The organism is Xanthomonas sp. SHU 308 (genome assembly GCF_000364645.1).
GTDB classification, from domain to species: domain Bacteria; phylum Pseudomonadota; class Gammaproteobacteria; order Xanthomonadales; family Xanthomonadaceae; genus Xanthomonas_A; species Xanthomonas_A sontii.
In genome coordinates, this window is sequence record NZ_AQOK01000605.1 from 1 (window position 1) to 15,653 (window position 15,653).

Here is a 15,653-nt window from a genome sequence, read left to right on the forward strand (position 1 = left end):
CGGCCGCCCATGCCGCCGAGCATGCCCTTCATGCCGCGCATCAGGCCCTTCATGCCGCCGCCGGCCATCTTGCTCATCATCTTTTCCATCTGCTGATACTGCTTCATCAGCTTGTTGACGTCGGCCGGCTGGGTACCGGAACCGCGGGCGATGCGCGCGCGGCGCGAGCCGTTGAGCAGGCCCGGGTTGCGCCGCTCCTTCTTGGTCATCGAGCCGATGATGGCGATCATCCGCGGCACGTCCTTGTTGCCGGCGACCTGCTGCTTGAGGTGCTCGGGGATCTGGCCCATGCCCGGCAGCTTGTCCATCAGCCCGGACAGGCCGCCCATGTTCTGCATCTGCTCGAGCTGGTCGCGCATGTCGTTGAGGTCGAACTTCTTGCCCTTGGCGACCTTCTCGGCCAGCTTCTGCGCCTTGTCCTTGTCGACCTGGTGCTCGACCTGCTCGACCAGCGACAGCACGTCGCCCATGTCGAGGATGCGGCTAGCCAGGCGGTCGGGGTGGAACACGTCCAGGCCGTCCGGCTTCTCGCCGACGCCGATGAACTTGATCGGCTTGCCGGTGATGTAGCGCACGCTCAGCGCGGCACCGCCGCGGGCGTCGCCGTCGGTCTTGGTCAGCACCACGCCGGTCAGCGGCAGCGCCTCGCTGAACGCCTTGGCGGTGTTGGCCGCGTCCTGGCCGGTCATCGCGTCGACCACGAACAGGGTCTCGACCGGGGTGATCGCCGCGTGCAGCGCCTTGATCTCCTCCATCATCGCCGCGTCGATGGCCAGGCGGCCGGCGGTATCCACCAGCAGCACGTCGACGAAGGACTTGCGCGCGTCGGCGATGGCGGCACGAACGATGTCCACCGGCTTCTGCGAGGCCTCGGACGGGAAGAACAGCACCCCGACCTGCTCGGCCAGGGTCTTGAGCTGCTCGATCGCGGCCGGGCGGTACACGTCGGCCGACACCACCATGACCTTCTTCTTGCGCTTTTCCTTCAGGTGCTTGGCCAGCTTGCCGACCGTGGTGGTCTTGCCCGCGCCCTGCAGGCCGGCCATCAGCACGATCGCCGGCGCCGGCACGTTGAGGTTGAGGTCGCTGGCGGCCGAGCCCATCACCGCGGTCAGCTCGTCGCGCACGACCTTGATCAGCGCCTGGCCCGGGGTCAGGCTCTTGAGCACTTCCTGGCCGACCGCGCGCACCTTGATTCGCTCGATCAGCGCCTGCACCACCGGCAGGGCGACGTCGGCCTCGAGCAGCGCGATGCGCACTTCGCGGGTGGCTTCGCGGATGTTCTCCTCGGTCAGGCGACCGCGGCCGCGCAGGCGCTGCATGGTGCCGGAGAGGCGTTGGGTGAGGGATTCGAACATGCGGGCGGGTCGCGGACGGGAAACGGCCGTCGATTATAGCCGGGCGCGCCGGCGATCCCCGGCGGCGCCGTCACGGCGGCGGGCCCGATATGCGAAACTGGCGCGATGCTCATCACCGTCCTCGCCACCCTGCTGTACCTGGCCGCCACCGGCCTGCTGATCGCCGCGGTGGTGCGCGACCGGGTGGACCGCAGCCGCGCCTGGCTGTGGCCGGCGCTGCCGGCGGTGGCGCTGCACGCGGGCTATCACGTGCAGGTGGCCCTGCACACCGCCGGCGGCCCGGACATGCATTTCTTCGCCGCGCTGTCGCTGGTCAGCCTGGGCATGGCGCTGATGACCGCCCTGGTCGGCGCCAGCGGGCGCATGGCCGCGCTGGGCGTGGTGGTGTTCCCGCTGTCGGCGGCGCTGCTGCTGGCCTACCACGGCTACGGCCACGAGCCGGCGCCGGTGCTGGACTGGCGGCTGCAGTTGCACGCCTGGCTGGCGCTGCTGGCCTACGCCACGCTGGGCATCGCCGCCCTGCTGGCGGTGATGCTGTGGCTGCAGGAACGCGCGCTGCGACGCCGCGACTTCCATCCCTGGCTGCGCGCGTTGCCGCCGCTGACCGCGCTGGAAACGCTACTGTTCCGCACCATCGTGGTCGGCTTCATCCTGCTGACCCTGACCCTGCTGACCGGGGTGCTGTTCGTGCAGGATTTCCTGGCGCAGCGGCTGGTGCACAAGACCGTGCTGAGCGTGCTGTCGTGGATCGTGTTCGGCGCGCTGCTGTTCGGCCGCTGGCGCTACGGCTGGCGCGGGGTCAAGGCGGTGCACTGGACCCTGGCGGCAATGGTGCTCCTGCTGCTGTCGTTCTTCGGCAGCAAGTTCGTGATCGAACTGGTGCTGGGGCACGCGCAGTAGCGGCCCCGTCTTCCCGTAGAAGCGGCTTCAGCCGCGATGGGTGACACCGGGAAAGGCCCGGTCGCGGCTTCAGACACGCCTGCGACGTCCCACGCCTCAACCGCCGCCCTGCTCCGCCAGCGCCGCCTCCACCGCCGCCCAGTCGGCGCCGCGGCCGACCTCGGCGAAGCGGTAGTCGATGCGGTGCCGATAGACCTGACCGGGACGCAGGATGCAATCGGGAAAGCCCGGCTGGTTCGGCGCGTCCGGATAGCCCTGCGGCTCCAGGCAGATACCGCGGCCCAGTGCCGGATGCTGCCGGTCCAGGCCCTGGCCCTCATAGAGTTGCACCGCCGGCATCGGACTGACGATGCGCATGGCCACGCCGCTGTGCGGCGAATACAGCAGCGCGGTGCAGTCGTGGCCTTCGGCCAGCACCAGGCAGTGGTCGTAGCCGGCGCTGAGCGACAGCTGCGGATCGGCGGCGATGTCCTTGTCGGCAATGGCGCGCGCCTGGCGGAAATCGAACGGCGTAGCGGCCACGGTGGCGATCTCGCCGCGCGGCAGCAGCGCCGCGTCGCGCACCGGCAGGTAACGGTCGGCCGGCACCCGCAGCCACTGCGCCGCGGCCGGCACCGCGGCATCGCCGGCCAGGTTGAAATAGGGATGATGGGTGAGATTGAGCGGGGTCGGCGCGTCGGTCTGCGCGACGAACTCGACGCTCAGGCAGCGGTCTTCGACGCGGTAGGTCGCCTCCACCGACAGGTTGCCCGGGTAGCCCTCCTCGCCGGCCGGCGAGTCGTAGCGCAACTGCAGCATGCGCTCGGTCTGCGCCGACACCGTCCACACCCGGCGGCCGAAGCCCAGCGCGCCGCCGTGCAGATGGTTGGCGCCCTCGTTGGCGGTGACCGCGTAGTGCCGGCCATCGACGGTGAAGGCCGACCCGGCGATGCGGTTACCGAAGCGGCCCACCAGCACGCCCAGGTAGGCCGGGTCCTGCAGGTAGTCCTGCAGCGTCGGCAGCCCCAGCACCAGCTCGGTCTCGCCGTGCGTGCCCTGCAGGCGCAGGCTGCGCAGCAGGCCGCCGTAGGTCAGCAACTCGGCGCGCAGGCCGTCGCCGCTGTCCAGGACCATGCGCTGGATGGCGGTACCGTCGGGAAGATGACCGAAAAGCGAGGACATGCAGGAGCCTTGGAAGTCGGTGCGCATGCGCGGGGTCCGCAGCATAACCAGCGAGGGCGCGACACGGCCATCGCCGCGCGAGCGCCGACAGCGCGCTGTGCGATACCGCGCACGTTCTGGGAACACACCGCATGCGGCGCAGTGCCGCGCATTGCAATTCCGATATGGCGGCGTCGCATTTGGGCATTGGTTCGCCCTCCACGTGTCTTCTATGCTCGGGAGCGGGGCACACCGGGGACAGGCGCGGAAGCGATCGTGCCGGGGGGTGCGCGCCCCGAATGCGGCAGCGCCTGGGCTTCATGGCCAAGGCCGCGCGCCGGCCGTCACTCCCACGCGACGCTGGCGACGGCGCCGCCCTACCCGACAAGGAGCTCCCGATGCGTTCGCCCCGTTTCCTGCAGCAGCGTGCGGCACACTGGCGACGGTTGCCGCTGATCGCCGCGACGCTCGGCCTGGCACTGGCCGCCACACTGGCGCAGGCCGCCGACGTCGAGGTGCGCGGCACGCTGCGTGCCGACCGCCCTGGCACCGCGGTGTCGCGCCACCTGTTCGGACAGTTCGCCGAGCATCTGGGCAACGGCATCTACGGCGGCGTCTGGGTCGGCCCGGACTCGAAGATCCCCAACACCCGCGGCTACCGCAACGACGTGGTCGCCGCGCTGAAGGCGCTGGACGTGCCGGACATCCGCTGGCCCGGCGGCTGCTTCGCCGACGAATACCACTGGCGCGACGGCATCGGTCCGCGCAACCAGCGCCCGACCAGCGTCAACACCCACTGGGGCGGCGTGGAGGAACCCAACAGCTTCGGCACCCACGAGTTCATGGATTTCACCGAACTGCTCGGCACGCAGGCCTACGTGGCCGGCAACGTCGGCGACGCGGCGCCGGACGAGATGGCGCAGTGGGTGGAGTACATGACCGCGCCCACGCGCTCGACCCTGGCCGAACAGCGCCGCCGCAACGGCCGCCAGGCGCCGTGGAAGGTGCCGTTCTTCGGCGTCGGTAACGAACTGTGGGGCTGCGGCGGCAACATGCGCGCCGAGTACGCCGCCGACGTGTTCCGCCGCTACCAGACCTTCGTCAAGGCGCCGGCCGACCAGAAGATCCTCAAGATCGCGCCCGGCCCGAACGAAGACGACTACCACTGGACCGAGGTGATGATGCGCGAGGCCAGCAAGTTCATGGACGGCCTGAGCCTGCACTACTACACCGTGCCCGGCGGCTGGCCGCCGCGCGCCTCCTCCACCAGCTTCGACGAGGCGGCGTGGATCGAAACGCTGTCGCGCACGCTGCGGATGGACGAGTTGATCAGCAAGCACAGCGCGATCATGGACAAGTACGACCCGGACAGGAAGGTCGCGCTGGTGGTCGACGAATGGGGCACCTGGTACAAGGGCCTGCCCGACGTGAACCCGGGTTTCCTGCACCAGCAGAACACCTTGCGCGATGCGCTGGTGGCGTCGCTTAACCTGGACATCTTCGTCCAGCATGCCGACCGCGTGCGCATGGCCAACATCGCGCAGATGGTCAACGTGCTGCAGGCGATGATCCTCACCGACGGCGACAGGATGCTGCTGACGCCGACCTACCACGTGTTCATGCTGTACAAGCCCTACCAGGACGCGACCGCGCTGCCGCTGCAGATCAGCACGCCCGACTACCGGCATGCCGGCTATACGGTGCCGGCGGTGCACGGCTCGGCGGTGCGGGCCAAGGACGGGCACGTGTACGTGGCGCTGACCAATCTGGACCCGAACCGCAGCGCCGACGTTACGGTGCAGGTCGACGGCGTGCAGACGCGCGGCGTCGACGGTCAGATCCTGACCGCGCCGACCATCGACGCGCTCAACACCTTCGCCCAGCCGCAGGCGGTGCGCCCGGCCGCCTTCGCCGGCGCGCGCGTGCAGGGCGACACGCTGCAGGTGGCGCTGCCGGCCAAGGCGATCGTGATGCTGAAGCTGCAGTAGCCCCAGGCTGCTGTCGCGCTCCTAGTCCCTCTCCCCCCGGGAGAGGGGTTGGGGTGAGGGTAGGTGCGCGCGGGACAGACCCACCTGCCAGCGCATCCATCACCTCCGCACTTTGAGGGCGGCATGCAGCCATCCGCACGGCGCACCAGCCCCTCTCCCAGTAGCAGGACTTGGATTACCGGGCGGCGTAACGCTCCGCGCGCCTAGTCCTCCGGATCGGTCAGCAGCGCGAACAGCGATTGTCCATCCGGCGCGATCAGGTCGCTGACCGCCCAGCAGCCGTTGCCGCGGCGCTGCAGTTCGATCTTGACCGACTGCGCCCGCGCGGCACGACCGCCGAGCGCCAAGCGGTAGTCCATGCGCACCTCCACCACGGTGGCCTGCGAACCGCCCGAGACCAGGGTGAAGGTCGGCGCGCCCTGAATGTCGCCGTCCTGCGCGCTGGTCCACGGGTCGAAGTCCAGCCGGCACACGCCCTCGCGCGCCGCGCAGCGCTGGTCGGCCTGCAGCGCGTGCGCAAAGGATGGGGTCAGCAAGCCGTCCAGGTTTTGCGGCTGCCAGTAGAAATCGCGAGCCTTGTACAGGCGCTCGGCCATCTGCAGCGGCGTCGCGCATGCCGGCGGCTGCGCGGCGGCGAGCGTCGGCGACAGAGCAAGCAGGATCAGGAGGACAAGACGGCGATGCATGGGCGGCTCCGGCGATCGGGGCCGGCTATGAAGCCTGGATCGCGGCGTCGACGCAAGCACGGACAAAAAAAGAGGAGCCGGCGAACCGGCTCCTCGTTCTCCTGCCGCATTGCCAGATGGCAATGCGGCTCACGCGGCCTTGACCGGCGCATAGCCATCGAAGGTCATGCTCGCCGATGCGCGTCCCTGGGTCAGCGAACGCAACGCGGTGGTATAGGCCTGCAGTTGCGCCAATGGCGCCTGCGCGACCACCTCGGCACGGGAGCCGCGCTCTTCGATCGCCACGACGCGTCCCTCGCGCCGCTGCAGATCGCCGAGCACGTCGCCGACGCTGTGCGCAGGCGCATCGATCGCCACCGCCATCACCGGCTCCAGCAGCAGCGTGCCGGCCTGCGCCAGCGCCACCTTCACCGCGTCCGAAGCCGCGCGCTGGAACGCCAGGTCCGACGAATCCACCGCATGCGCCTGGCCATCGACCAGCACCACCTCCACGCCGACCACCGGATGGCCGAGCGGACCTTGCGCCAGCGCCGCACGCGCACCCTTCTCGGTGGCGGCGACGAAGGCTTTCGGCACCACCCCGCCACGGCTGCGGTCGACGAAGGTCACTGCGCCGTCCGCACGTGGCAGCACATCCAGCACCACCTGCGCGAACTGGCCCTGGCCGCCGTTCTGCTTGGACAGCCGCGCCGCCACGCCCAGCGCGGCCGCACGCGGCGTTTCCTGGTAGGCCACGCGCGGCGCGCCGGTGCGCACGTCCACGTGCCACTCGCTGCGCAAGCGCTCGACCATCACCTCCAGATGCAGCTCGCCCATGCCCCAGATCACCGCTTCACCGGTCTCCGGATCGCTGTCGACGCGGAAGGACGGATCCTCCTGCGCCAACCGCGCCAGGCCCTGGCCCAGCCGCACCAGGTCGGCCGCATTGGCCGCGCCGAGCCGCCACGCGAGCACCGGCGGTTGCGTGCGGATGCGTTCCAGCACCCACCGCGCCTGCACGCCGCTGAGCGTCTCGCCGCTGACCGCGTCCTTCCAGCCGAGCACGGCGACGATCTCGCCGGCCTGCGCCTGCGCCACGTCGTGGGTGCGCTGCGCCTGCACCACCGCCAGCCGCCCGACCCGGCGCGGACGCCGCGCATGCGACGTCCACACCGTGTCGCCGACGCGCAAGGTGCCCGAATACACGCGCACGAAGGCCAGCGGCCCCTGCGCGGTATGCGCGAACTTGAACACCAGCGCCGCCAGCGGACCGGACGGATCCGGCGCCAGCAAGGTCGCGTGCCCGTCTTCGGCACCGGCATCGGTGTCCACATCGGCGCGGGCGACGACCGGCGGGCGGTCCAGCGGCGACGGCAGCCAGTCGACGATCGCGTCCAGCAACGGCTCGATGCCCTTGCGCTTGAACGCCGAGCCGGCCAGCACCGGCACGCCGGCGCCGGCCAGGGTGGCCCGGCGCAAGGCAGCGCGCAGCAGCTCGGCGTCGATCGCGCGTTCCTCGAGATAGGCCTGCGCCAGCGCCTCGTCGTGCTCGGCCACCGCGGCGATCAACTGCTCGCGCGCGTCCGCGAACGCGGCCGCCTCCTCGGCCTGCCAGGCGCGAGCGTGCAAGTGCCCCGCGTCGTCCCAGCTCAGCAGGCGGCCGCCGACCAGGTCGCTCCAGCCATCGAAGCCGGAGTCGCCCGGCACCGGTACGCCGACCGCCCACACCGTCGCGTCGAGCTTGCTGCGCAACTGCGCCAGCACGCCGTCGAACGAGGCACCGGCACGGTCCATCTTGTTGACGAACGCAAGCATCGGCACGCCGTGGCGGCGTGCTTGCCGCCACACGGTCTCCGACTGCGGCTGCACGCCGTCGACCGCGGAAAACACCGCGACCGCGCCGTCGAGCACGCGCAGCGAGCGTTCCACCTCGATCGCGAAATCGATGTGTCCGGGAGTATCGATCAAGGTCAGGCGATGCGCCGGCTGCCCGGCCGGCGCCCATTGCACCTGCACCGCGGCCGCACCGATGCTGATGCCGCGCGCACGTTCGATGTCCGAGAAATCGGTGGTGGCGGCACCGTCGTGGACTTCGCCTAGACGATGGATCGCACCGGCGGCCCACAACAGGCGTTCGGTGAGGGTGGTCTTGCCGGCGTCGATGTGGGCGATGATGCCGAGATTGCGCCAGCGGGAAAGGGTGTTCGTGTTCATGAGAAAGACTCCGCATTGCCAACACGGGGGACGCCGCATGCCCCGGTTGGCGAGGCGGGCATGCGGCTAGGTTTCGGGTTCGGCGGCGTAGTGCATGGCACGTTCTCCTTGGCGTGTCGGAACGGTAGAACAGCGAAAAACAGGCAATAAAAAAGCACCCATCGGGTGCTTGTCTGCGGCGGACCGGCGATGGCCGGCGTTAGCGCACGGCGTCGACCACTCCTTCAGGCAGGCGCACCCGGCCTGCGCTGACGCGCAGGGCGTTGGGCAATATCAGCAGCGGTGCGTGGGCCATGGCGGCGTGGACGTTCGGGTGGAAATGTGGCCGCAAGTCTGAATCTGTGCGAGGGCCCGGTCAATGCGGGCGGCGCAGTGCTGTTGGAACGGTGAAAGACGCTGCGTGCAACGCACCACCTACCGGGGCGTCACGCAGGTTCTTTGCGCACTGCACAGCGTCACACACTCCAGATCTCGCCGAACACCCGTTCGAAATTCGCTCCCAGCACCTTTTCGGCGACCCGGGCACTGTAGCCCTGGCGCAGCAGCGCGTCGGCGACGCGTTCGAGCTTGCGCGGGGTGTTGGCGTCGGGCAGATAGGGCATACGGTTCTCGCCCGGGGCGCCGATGCCGTCGCGACGGCGCTGCACCAGGTCTTCCTCGAAGGCGCGCCGGTCCTGCTCGGTGATCGGGAAGAACAGCGAGTCGGTGCCGATGCCGACATGGTCCTCGCCACACACGTCCAGGGCGTGCTGCAGATGACGCATGTAGTCGGCCAGCTGCGGCTGGCGGCTGTCCTCGGTCAGGAACGGCAGCATGTACACGCCCATCACTCCGCCCTTGTCGGCCAGCGCGCGCAGTTCGGCGTCCGGCTTGTTGCGCGGATGCGCGAACACCGCGGCGCAGCCGGCATGGGTGATGACCGGCGGGCGCTGCGACAGGGCGATGCCGTCGCGGGTGGTCTGCAGGTTGCAATGGCTGAGATCCAGCGCCACGCCGAGCCGGTTCATGCGCGCGATGGCGTCGCGGCCGAGCGCGGTGACACCGCCCGTGTCGCCGTCCAGGCAGCCCACGCCGAACGGCGTGGTGCGGTTGTAGGTCAGTTGCATGACCCGCACCCCGAGCTGGCGGAACAGGTCGATGCGCGCGGGCTTGTCCTCCAGCATCGCTGCCGATTCGAAGGAGAAGATCAGCGCGACGCGCCCCTCGCGCTTGGCGCGGCGCAGGTCGGCCGGCTGCAGCACCTTGAGGAAATGCTCGGGATAGCGCTCGACCAGCGCCTGCGCGGCGGCGATGTCCTGCACGGCGGTCTCGAAGTCGCCGGCCGCACCGCCCAGCGTGGTCTTCAGCGCCGACACGCCGGAGTCGCGCAATTGCTGCAACAGCTGCGGTGCATCCGGGCCATCGAATACCTGCCCGATCGAGGCCAGGGCGTTGGCGTCGAGCACCAACGCACGCCGGTAAAGCGCGTCGGCATCGTCCGCACCGGCAGCGGCGGCGCCCGCGATGGCGGCCCCGGGCAGCACGCCGGCCACTGCGCCCGCGGCAGCGGCGCCCAGGCATTGCCGCCGCGTCCATCCCTTGCTCATCGCTTCGCTCCCCGGTGCGTCCTGCGGTGTCGACCCGCATGCGTGTACGGTCTGCGCCATGCGCGCGCCAGGCACCATACCGCAAACGCGCCCCGCCCCACCATGTGCGGCGCGGCCGCGTGGATTTCATCGCCACGGCCTCCTATCATCCGCCGACACTTCCAGGACGGCCGCCCATGACCACCCCGCAGATGTCGGTGTATTTCTTCCTGCAGGCGGCGGTGATCCTGCTGGTGTGCCGGCTGGTCGGCCTGCTGGCCAGGCGCCTGGGCCAGCCGCAGGTGGTCGGCGAGATGATCGCCGGCGTGGCGCTGGGGCCGTCGCTGTTCGGCGCGCTGTTGCCGGACCTGCAGCAGGCGCTTTTCCCCAAGCCGACCCTGGACATGCTGTACGTGGCCGCGCAGTTCGGCGTGGGCCTGTACATGTTCCTGGTCGGCACCGATTTCCGTGGCGAGCACTTCCGCACGCGCTACCGCAGCGCGATGGGCGTGTCGCTGGCCGGCATCGCCGTGCCGTTCGTGCTCGCCTTCGTGCTGGCGCCGTGGCTGCTGCACGTGCCCGGGCTGTTCTCGGCCAAGGCCAAGCTGCTGGAGGCCTCGCTGTTCCTGGGCGCGGCTATCGCCATCACCGCGTTCCCGATGCTGGCGCGGATCATCCACGAGCGCGGCCTCACCGGCAGCCCGCTGGGCACGCTGGCGTTGACCGCCGGCGCGGTCGACGACGCCGCGGCCTGGTGCATCCTCGCGCTGGTGCTGGCAAGCTTCGGCGGCAGCTGGGGCAGCGCCTATCTGGCGATCGGCGGCGGCGTGGGCTACGCGCTGTTCATGCTGCTGGTCGGCCGCCACTGGCTGCGCCGCCTGGCCGACCACGTGCGCCCCGACCAGCCGCTGAGCGCCGGCGTGCTGGCGGTGGTGCTGATGCTGTTCTGCGTCAGCGCCTGGGCGATGGACGCGATCGGCATCCACGCGGTGTTCGGCGGTTTCCTGCTCGGCGCCTGCCTGCCCAAGGGCGCACTGACCGAAAAACTGCGCGAGCAATTGCAGCCGTTCGTGGTGGTGTTCCTGCTGCCGATGTTCTTCACCTTCTCCGGGCTCAAGACCGAGCTGAGCGTGCTGCTGGACCCGCAGATCCTGCTGGCCGCCGGCGCGGTGCTGCTGGCTTCGTTCCTGGGCAAGGGCATCGCCTGCTGGGCGGCGGCACGGATCAGCGGCGAGACCAACCGCAATGCGATGGCGATCGGCGCACTGATGAACGCGCGCGGCCTGATGGAACTGATCATCATCAACATCGGCCTGCAGGCCGGGGTGATCGAACAGGGCCTGTTCTCGATCCTGGTGCTGATGGCCATCACCTCCACGCTGATGGCCACCCCGCTGTTCAACTGGGTGATGCGCCGCGCGGGCGGCGACGCGCTGCCGGCAATGGCGGGCGGACGCCGCTGACGCCACGCAGACGTTCGACGACGGCAGCCCCGATCCGCGTAACCGGATGCGCGGAGAAATCCGCGGTCAGAGCGGCGTCAGCCGCCACAGTCCATAGGGATTGGCGAACAGGTCGCCGGGCTGGAACTGGCTGCTGGCTTCGGCCTGGATCCGGTAGCGCGGCGCGTCCGCCGCGACCGAGAAGGTGTGGCCGGCGCGCACGTCGGGCGCTTCATTGAACAGGTAGCAAGTGAAGGTGTGCAGCAGGGCGACCGGGTCGGATGCCGCCTGCGCCGCGACGATCGCGTCCTTCATGCCGAACTGGTGCATGCCGCAGGAATGCACCTGCTCGCCGGTGATATTCAGCACATAGGCGCGATGGGCGCTGCCTAGCGACAGGTCCGCGCACAGTTGCCGCCAGTCGGCGGGGCTGTGGGCGACGCCGCTGCTTTCGACCTTCACTCCGAGGCCGCCGGCATCCAGCACTGCCGCGGCCGCGCGCATCATCGCCTCCGCACGCACCCGCGAGCCGCCGGCACCGATCAGGTAGACGACCGAGGCGTGCGTCCCGATGCGGGCCATGTCCGCGGAGCCGCGCCAGTGCGGCCCGGCGGCGGCGAACGCGGCGGCCATGCGCGCGTCGTGCGGCTCGTATTGCAGTTCGCACGCCTGGCCGCTGTCCATGTGCATCAGCACCAGCCCGGCGAACAGGTAGCCACCGCTGTCCTGGACGATGCGCGCTAGCAGTTCGGACCGATCCAGCCATGGGCCGGGAATGCAGAGCACGATCTTGGGAGGTTCGATCACGGGTAGCGGCTCCTTGCCGTCAGGTGGGAGCGAGCGGTTGACGGGCATGGCAACCGCCGCGACGGCACCGTCCCCCGCCGGAAACGCCGCACTCAGGTCAGCGCCGTCATCACGCCCTTGCGATAGGCCGGGCGCTGCTGCAGACGTTGGTACCAGGCGTGCAGGTGCGGCAGTGCCGGGCGTTCGATCGGCATCTCGAACCAGGCATAGGCGAAGCTGCCCAGCGGGATGTCGCCCATGGCGAAGTGCTCGCCCGACAGCCAGGGCTGTTGCGACAGTGCGGCGTCGGCGGTGTGCAACAGCTCGGCCGATTGTTCCAGCGCGGCGGCGATCCTGGCTGCATCGCGCTGTTCCGGCGCGGTGCGCAACACGCCCCAGAACAGGTCGCGGAAGGCACCGGCGAAGCGCGAGGTGGTCCAGTCCATCCACTTGTCGCCCTGCGCGCGCAGCGCCGGATCCTGCGGGTACAGCGTGTCCGGGGCGTAGCGCGCGGCCAGGTAGCGGACGATGGCATTGGATTCCCACAGCGCCAGGCCATCGTCCTCGATCGCCGGCACCAGGCCATTGGGATTGAGCGCGCGATAGGCCGGCTGATCGTTGCCGCCGAACGCGCCGCCGACCTCGATGGAGGTGTAGGCCTGGCCGATCTCCTCCGCGCACCACAGCACCTTGCGCACGTTGCTCGAATTGTGGCGGCCCCAGATGGTCAGCATGTCGGCGCTCCGGTTGCGGTTGCCGAATTCTACGCCGCCGTGCCGCTCACTCGCTCGCCGCACCCTGCGGCAGGCGCCGGGTCAGCAGTCGCTGCAACAGGCAGAACAGCAGCAACAGGCCGCCGATCACGATGCGCGTCCACCACGAACTGAGCGTGCCATCGAACACGATCAGGGTCTGGATCGCCCCCAGGATCAGCACGCCGAACAGGGTGCCGATCACGTAGCCGCTGCCGCCGGCCAGCAGCGTGCCGCCGATCACCACCGCGGCGATGGCGTCCAGCTCCAGGCCCTGCGCATGCAGGCTGTAGCCGGACAGCATGTAGAACGTGCACACCACCCCGGCCAGCGCCGAGCAGAAGCCGCTGAAGGCGTAGACGCGGACCTTGGTCGCCTCCACTGGCAGGCCCATCAGCCGCGCCGAGGCCTCGCTGCCGCCGAGCGCGTACACGCAGCGGCCGAAACGGGTGCATTGGGTCAGCCACATGCCCAGCGCCACCGTCGCCAGCGCGATCAACGCACCGATCGACAGCGACGCGTCGCCGCCCAGCGGCAGCCGCGCCTGCGCGATCGCGGTGTACAGCGGGTCGGTGATCGGGATCGAATCGACGCTGATCAGGTAACTGGCGCCGCGCGCCAGGAACATGCCGGCCAGGGTCACCACGAACGGCTGCAGGCGGTAGCGCTGGATCAGCAGGCCCATGAACGCACCGAAGACGCTGCCGAGCAGCAGCACCAGCGGGATCGCCGCCAGCGGCGACCAGCCGTGGCGCTCGACCAGCGATGCCGACAGTACGGTGGTGAACGCCAGCACCGCGCCCACCGACAGATCAATGCCGCCGCTGAGGATCACCAGGCTCATGCCCACCGCGGCAATGCACAGGAAAGCGTTGTCGATCAGCAGATTGGCCAGCACCTGCGGCGCCAGGAAGCCGTCGTAGAGCACCCCGCCGGCCGCGAGCATGGCCACGAACAGCGCCACGGTGATCGCCAGCGGCAAGCGCGCGCCCTGCAGCACGCCCGCCGCCTTGCGCAGGCCGGACCCACCCAGGCGTGGAGCCGCCGCGCTCATGGCCGCACCTGCGGCGGCGGCCGCCGGATCCAGCCGCGCAGGTGGGCGCGGAAGGTCGGCGATTGCAGCAGCATCACCGCGAACACCAGCAGCGCCTTGATCAGCATGGTGACCTGCGCCGGCACGCCGAAGGCGTAGATGGTCGCGGTCAGAGTCTGGATGATCAACGCGCCGATCACGCTGCCGGCCAGGCTGAAGCGGCCACCATCGAGCAGCGTGCCGCCGAGGGTGACCGCGAGGATCGCGTCCAGTTCCATCAGTTGCCCGGCGTTGTTGGCGTCGGCGCTCTTGACGTTGGAGCTGATCAGCAACCCGGCCAGGCCGGCGCTGAACGCGCAGAACACGTACAGCAGCACCGCGATCAGCCGCGCGCGCACGCCCGCCACCCGCGCCGCGCGCGGGTTGTGGCCGATGGCGCGCACGAACAGGCCCAGCGCGGTGCGCCCCAGCAGCAGTTGCAAGGCCGCGAACACCGCCGCGACCACGAACAGCGCGAACGGCAGCCCGAGCAGGAAGCCGTTGCCCAGGTAGAAATACGGCGGGTAGTAGATGGTCAGGATCTGCCCGTCGCCGATGAGCTGCGCGATGCCGCGCCCGGCCACCATCAGGATCAGCGTGGCGATGATCGGCTGCATGCCGACCTTGACCACCAGCAGCCCGTTCCACAGCCCGCACAGCGCCGCCACCAGCAGCGGCGCCAGCAGCACCGCCCACAGCGGGAAGCGGCTGTGTTCGCCGCCGCCGATCATCCATGTCGCCACCGTCGCGGCGATCGCCACCACCGCGCCGACCGAGATGTCCAGGCCGCGCACCGCGATCACCAGGGTCATGCCCATCGCCACCAGCGCCAGCGGTGCGGCACGGTTGCCGATGTCGACCAGGCTGCCGTACAGGTGGCCGTCGCGCCATTGCAGGCTCAGGAAGCCCGGGTCGAACAGGCCGTTGCCGAGCAGCAGCACCGCCAGCGTCGCCAGCGGCCAGAACAACGGATGCGCGCGCAGCCGCGCCGACCAGTGCGATGCGGTGGTGTCGGGCGTGGCGGTGGCGCTCATGCCGCGCTCCCGGCGATCAGCTCGAAGATCGCGCGCTCGCCACAGCCGCCGGGCAGTTCGCCGACCAGGCGGCGTTCGCGCAGCACCGCGATGCGGTCGGCGATGCGCGCGATCTCGGCGACCTCGGCGGAGATGAACAGCACCGCCACGCCTTCGCGGGCCAGGGCCAGGATCCGGGTCATGATCTCCTGCTTGGCGGCGATGTCGATGCCGCGGGTGGGTTCGTCCAGGATCAGCAGCCGCGGCCGCGTCGCCAGCCAGCGCGCCAGCACCACCTTCTGCTGGTTGCCGCCGGAGAGCAGCCCCACCGGCGTCTCCAGGCTCGCGGTCTTGATGCCCAGCACGTCCACGTAGCCCTGCGCGATGCGCAGCTGCTCGGCCGGCGCCAGGAACCGACGCAGGCCCATGCGCGCCTGCAGCGCCAGCACGATGTTCTCGCGCACCGACAGTTCGGCGACGATACCCTCGGTCTTGCGTTCTTCCGGGCACAGCGCCAGGCCGTGGGCGATCGCGTCGGGTGGGCCGCGCAGCCCCACGTCGCGGCCGTCAATCGCCACGCGGCCGCGATCGGCACGGTCCAGCCCGAACAGCAACCGCGCCAGTTCGGTGCGGCCGGCGCCGAGCAGGCCGGCCAGGCCCAGCACCTGGCCTTGGCACAGTTGCAGGTCGACCGGCTGCAATTGGCCGCGCCGGCCCAGGCCCTGCGCCTGCAGCAGCGGCGCCGTGTCCTCGGGCGA

13 protein-coding genes are annotated in these 15,653 nt (G+C 70.2%); 3 read left to right on the forward strand and 10 right to left on the reverse strand.

Features of this window, described 5'->3' with window-relative positions; all coding sequences use genetic code 11:
* Window positions 1-1,358: signal recognition particle protein (ffh, locus tag D588_RS0117215; protein ID WP_017916863.1), on the reverse strand; the 1,358-nt coding region annotated here is incomplete at its 3' end.
* 105 nt (window positions 1,359-1,463) lie between these two features.
* On the opposite strand from ffh, the gene ccsA reads away from it, so the two are divergent.
* Window positions 1,464-2,258 carry a cytochrome c biogenesis protein CcsA gene (ccsA, locus tag D588_RS0117220; RefSeq protein ID WP_017913516.1) on the forward strand — a complete coding sequence of 265 codons (795 nt, stop codon included), beginning with the start codon at window positions 1,464-1,466 and terminating at the stop codon, window positions 2,256-2,258.
* 96 nt (window positions 2,259-2,354) lie between these two features.
* On the opposite strand, the gene D588_RS0117225 is transcribed toward ccsA, so the two are convergent.
* Entirely contained in the window at window positions 2,355-3,419 is a 1,065-nt protein-coding gene (locus D588_RS0117225) for an aldose epimerase family protein (RefSeq protein ID WP_026143824.1), read from the reverse strand.
* Window positions 3,420-3,796: 377 nt separating this feature from the next.
* On the opposite strand from D588_RS0117225, the gene D588_RS0117230 reads away from it, so the two are divergent.
* A complete protein-coding gene (locus D588_RS0117230) occupies window positions 3,797-5,386 on the forward strand; it encodes an alpha-L-arabinofuranosidase C-terminal domain-containing protein (RefSeq protein ID WP_043085621.1) in 1,590 nt (529 codons plus the stop codon).
* A 203-nt stretch (window positions 5,387-5,589) separates the two neighbouring features.
* On the opposite strand, the gene D588_RS0117235 is transcribed toward D588_RS0117230, so the two are convergent.
* From D588_RS0117235 to D588_RS0117245, 3 genes are all read right to left on the reverse strand, one after another.
* Window positions 5,590-6,072, reverse strand: coding sequence for a hypothetical protein (locus D588_RS0117235; RefSeq protein WP_017916866.1), 483 nt, complete (start codon window positions 6,070-6,072; stop codon window positions 5,590-5,592).
* Between the two features lie 129 nt (window positions 6,073-6,201).
* A complete protein-coding gene (gene fusA / locus D588_RS0117240; RefSeq protein ID WP_017916867.1) occupies window positions 6,202-8,265 on the reverse strand; it encodes an elongation factor G in 2,064 nt (687 codons plus the stop codon).
* 455 nt (window positions 8,266-8,720) lie between these two features.
* Window positions 8,721-9,851 carry a membrane dipeptidase gene (locus D588_RS0117245; protein WP_043085620.1) on the reverse strand — a complete coding sequence of 377 codons (1,131 nt, stop codon included), beginning with the start codon at window positions 9,849-9,851 and terminating at the stop codon, window positions 8,721-8,723.
* A gap of 176 nt (window positions 9,852-10,027) precedes the next feature.
* On the opposite strand from D588_RS0117245, the gene D588_RS0117250 reads away from it, so the two are divergent.
* Entirely contained in the window at window positions 10,028-11,293 is a 1,266-nt protein-coding gene (locus D588_RS0117250) for a cation:proton antiporter (RefSeq protein WP_017916869.1), read from the forward strand.
* Window positions 11,294-11,359: 66 nt separating this feature from the next.
* Here D588_RS0117250 and D588_RS0117255 read toward each other — a convergent pair whose 3' ends face one another.
* From D588_RS0117255 to D588_RS0117275, 5 genes are all read right to left on the reverse strand, one after another.
* Window positions 11,360-12,079 carry a hypothetical protein gene (locus tag D588_RS0117255; RefSeq protein ID WP_026143826.1) on the reverse strand — a complete coding sequence of 240 codons (720 nt, stop codon included), beginning with the start codon at window positions 12,077-12,079 and terminating at the stop codon, window positions 11,360-11,362.
* Between the two features lie 92 nt (window positions 12,080-12,171).
* Window positions 12,172-12,792, reverse strand: coding sequence for a glutathione S-transferase (locus D588_RS0117260; RefSeq protein WP_017916871.1), 621 nt, complete (start codon window positions 12,790-12,792; stop codon window positions 12,172-12,174).
* 46 nt (window positions 12,793-12,838) lie between these two features.
* A complete protein-coding gene (gene yjfF, locus D588_RS0117265; RefSeq protein WP_017916872.1) occupies window positions 12,839-13,864 on the reverse strand; it encodes a galactofuranose ABC transporter, permease protein YjfF in 1,026 nt (341 codons plus the stop codon).
* Window positions 13,861-14,916 (reverse strand): ABC transporter permease, encoded by a 1,056-nt coding sequence (locus D588_RS0117270; protein WP_017916873.1) that lies wholly within the window; start codon window positions 14,914-14,916, stop codon window positions 13,861-13,863. Before D588_RS0117270 ends, yjfF begins: the two co-directional genes overlap by 4 nt.
* Window positions 14,913-15,653, reverse strand: a 741-nt coding sequence (locus D588_RS0117275; RefSeq protein WP_017916874.1) for an ATP-binding cassette domain-containing protein, incomplete at its 5' end; no start/stop codon positions are given. The genes D588_RS0117275 and D588_RS0117270, both read right to left, overlap by 4 nt.

What these genes read in the sequence shown, in the direction of transcription:
- ccsA (WP_017913516.1), top strand. Translation starts at nt 1,464, where the DNA reads ATGCTCATCACCGTCCTCGCCACCCTGCTGTACCTGGCCGCCACCGGC.
- D588_RS0117225 (WP_026143824.1), bottom strand. Translation starts at nt 3,419, where the DNA reads ATGTCCTCGCTTTTCGGTCATCTTCCCGACGGTACCGCCATCCAGCGC.
- D588_RS0117230 (WP_043085621.1), top strand. Translation starts at nt 3,797, where the DNA reads ATGCGTTCGCCCCGTTTCCTGCAGCAGCGTGCGGCACACTGGCGACGG.
- D588_RS0117235 (WP_017916866.1), bottom strand. Translation starts at nt 6,072, where the DNA reads ATGCATCGCCGTCTTGTCCTCCTGATCCTGCTTGCTCTGTCGCCGACG.
- fusA (WP_017916867.1), bottom strand. Translation starts at nt 8,265, where the DNA reads ATGAACACGAACACCCTTTCCCGCTGGCGCAATCTCGGCATCATCGCC.
- D588_RS0117245 (WP_043085620.1), bottom strand. Translation starts at nt 9,851, where the DNA reads ATGAGCAAGGGATGGACGCGGCGGCAATGCCTGGGCGCCGCTGCCGCG.
- D588_RS0117250 (WP_017916869.1), top strand. Translation starts at nt 10,028, where the DNA reads ATGACCACCCCGCAGATGTCGGTGTATTTCTTCCTGCAGGCGGCGGTG.
- D588_RS0117260 (WP_017916871.1), bottom strand. Translation starts at nt 12,792, where the DNA reads ATGCTGACCATCTGGGGCCGCCACAATTCGAGCAACGTGCGCAAGGTG.
- yjfF (WP_017916872.1), bottom strand. Translation starts at nt 13,864, where the DNA reads ATGAGCGCGGCGGCTCCACGCCTGGGTGGGTCCGGCCTGCGCAAGGCG.
- D588_RS0117270 (WP_017916873.1), bottom strand. Translation starts at nt 14,916, where the DNA reads ATGAGCGCCACCGCCACGCCCGACACCACCGCATCGCACTGGTCGGCG.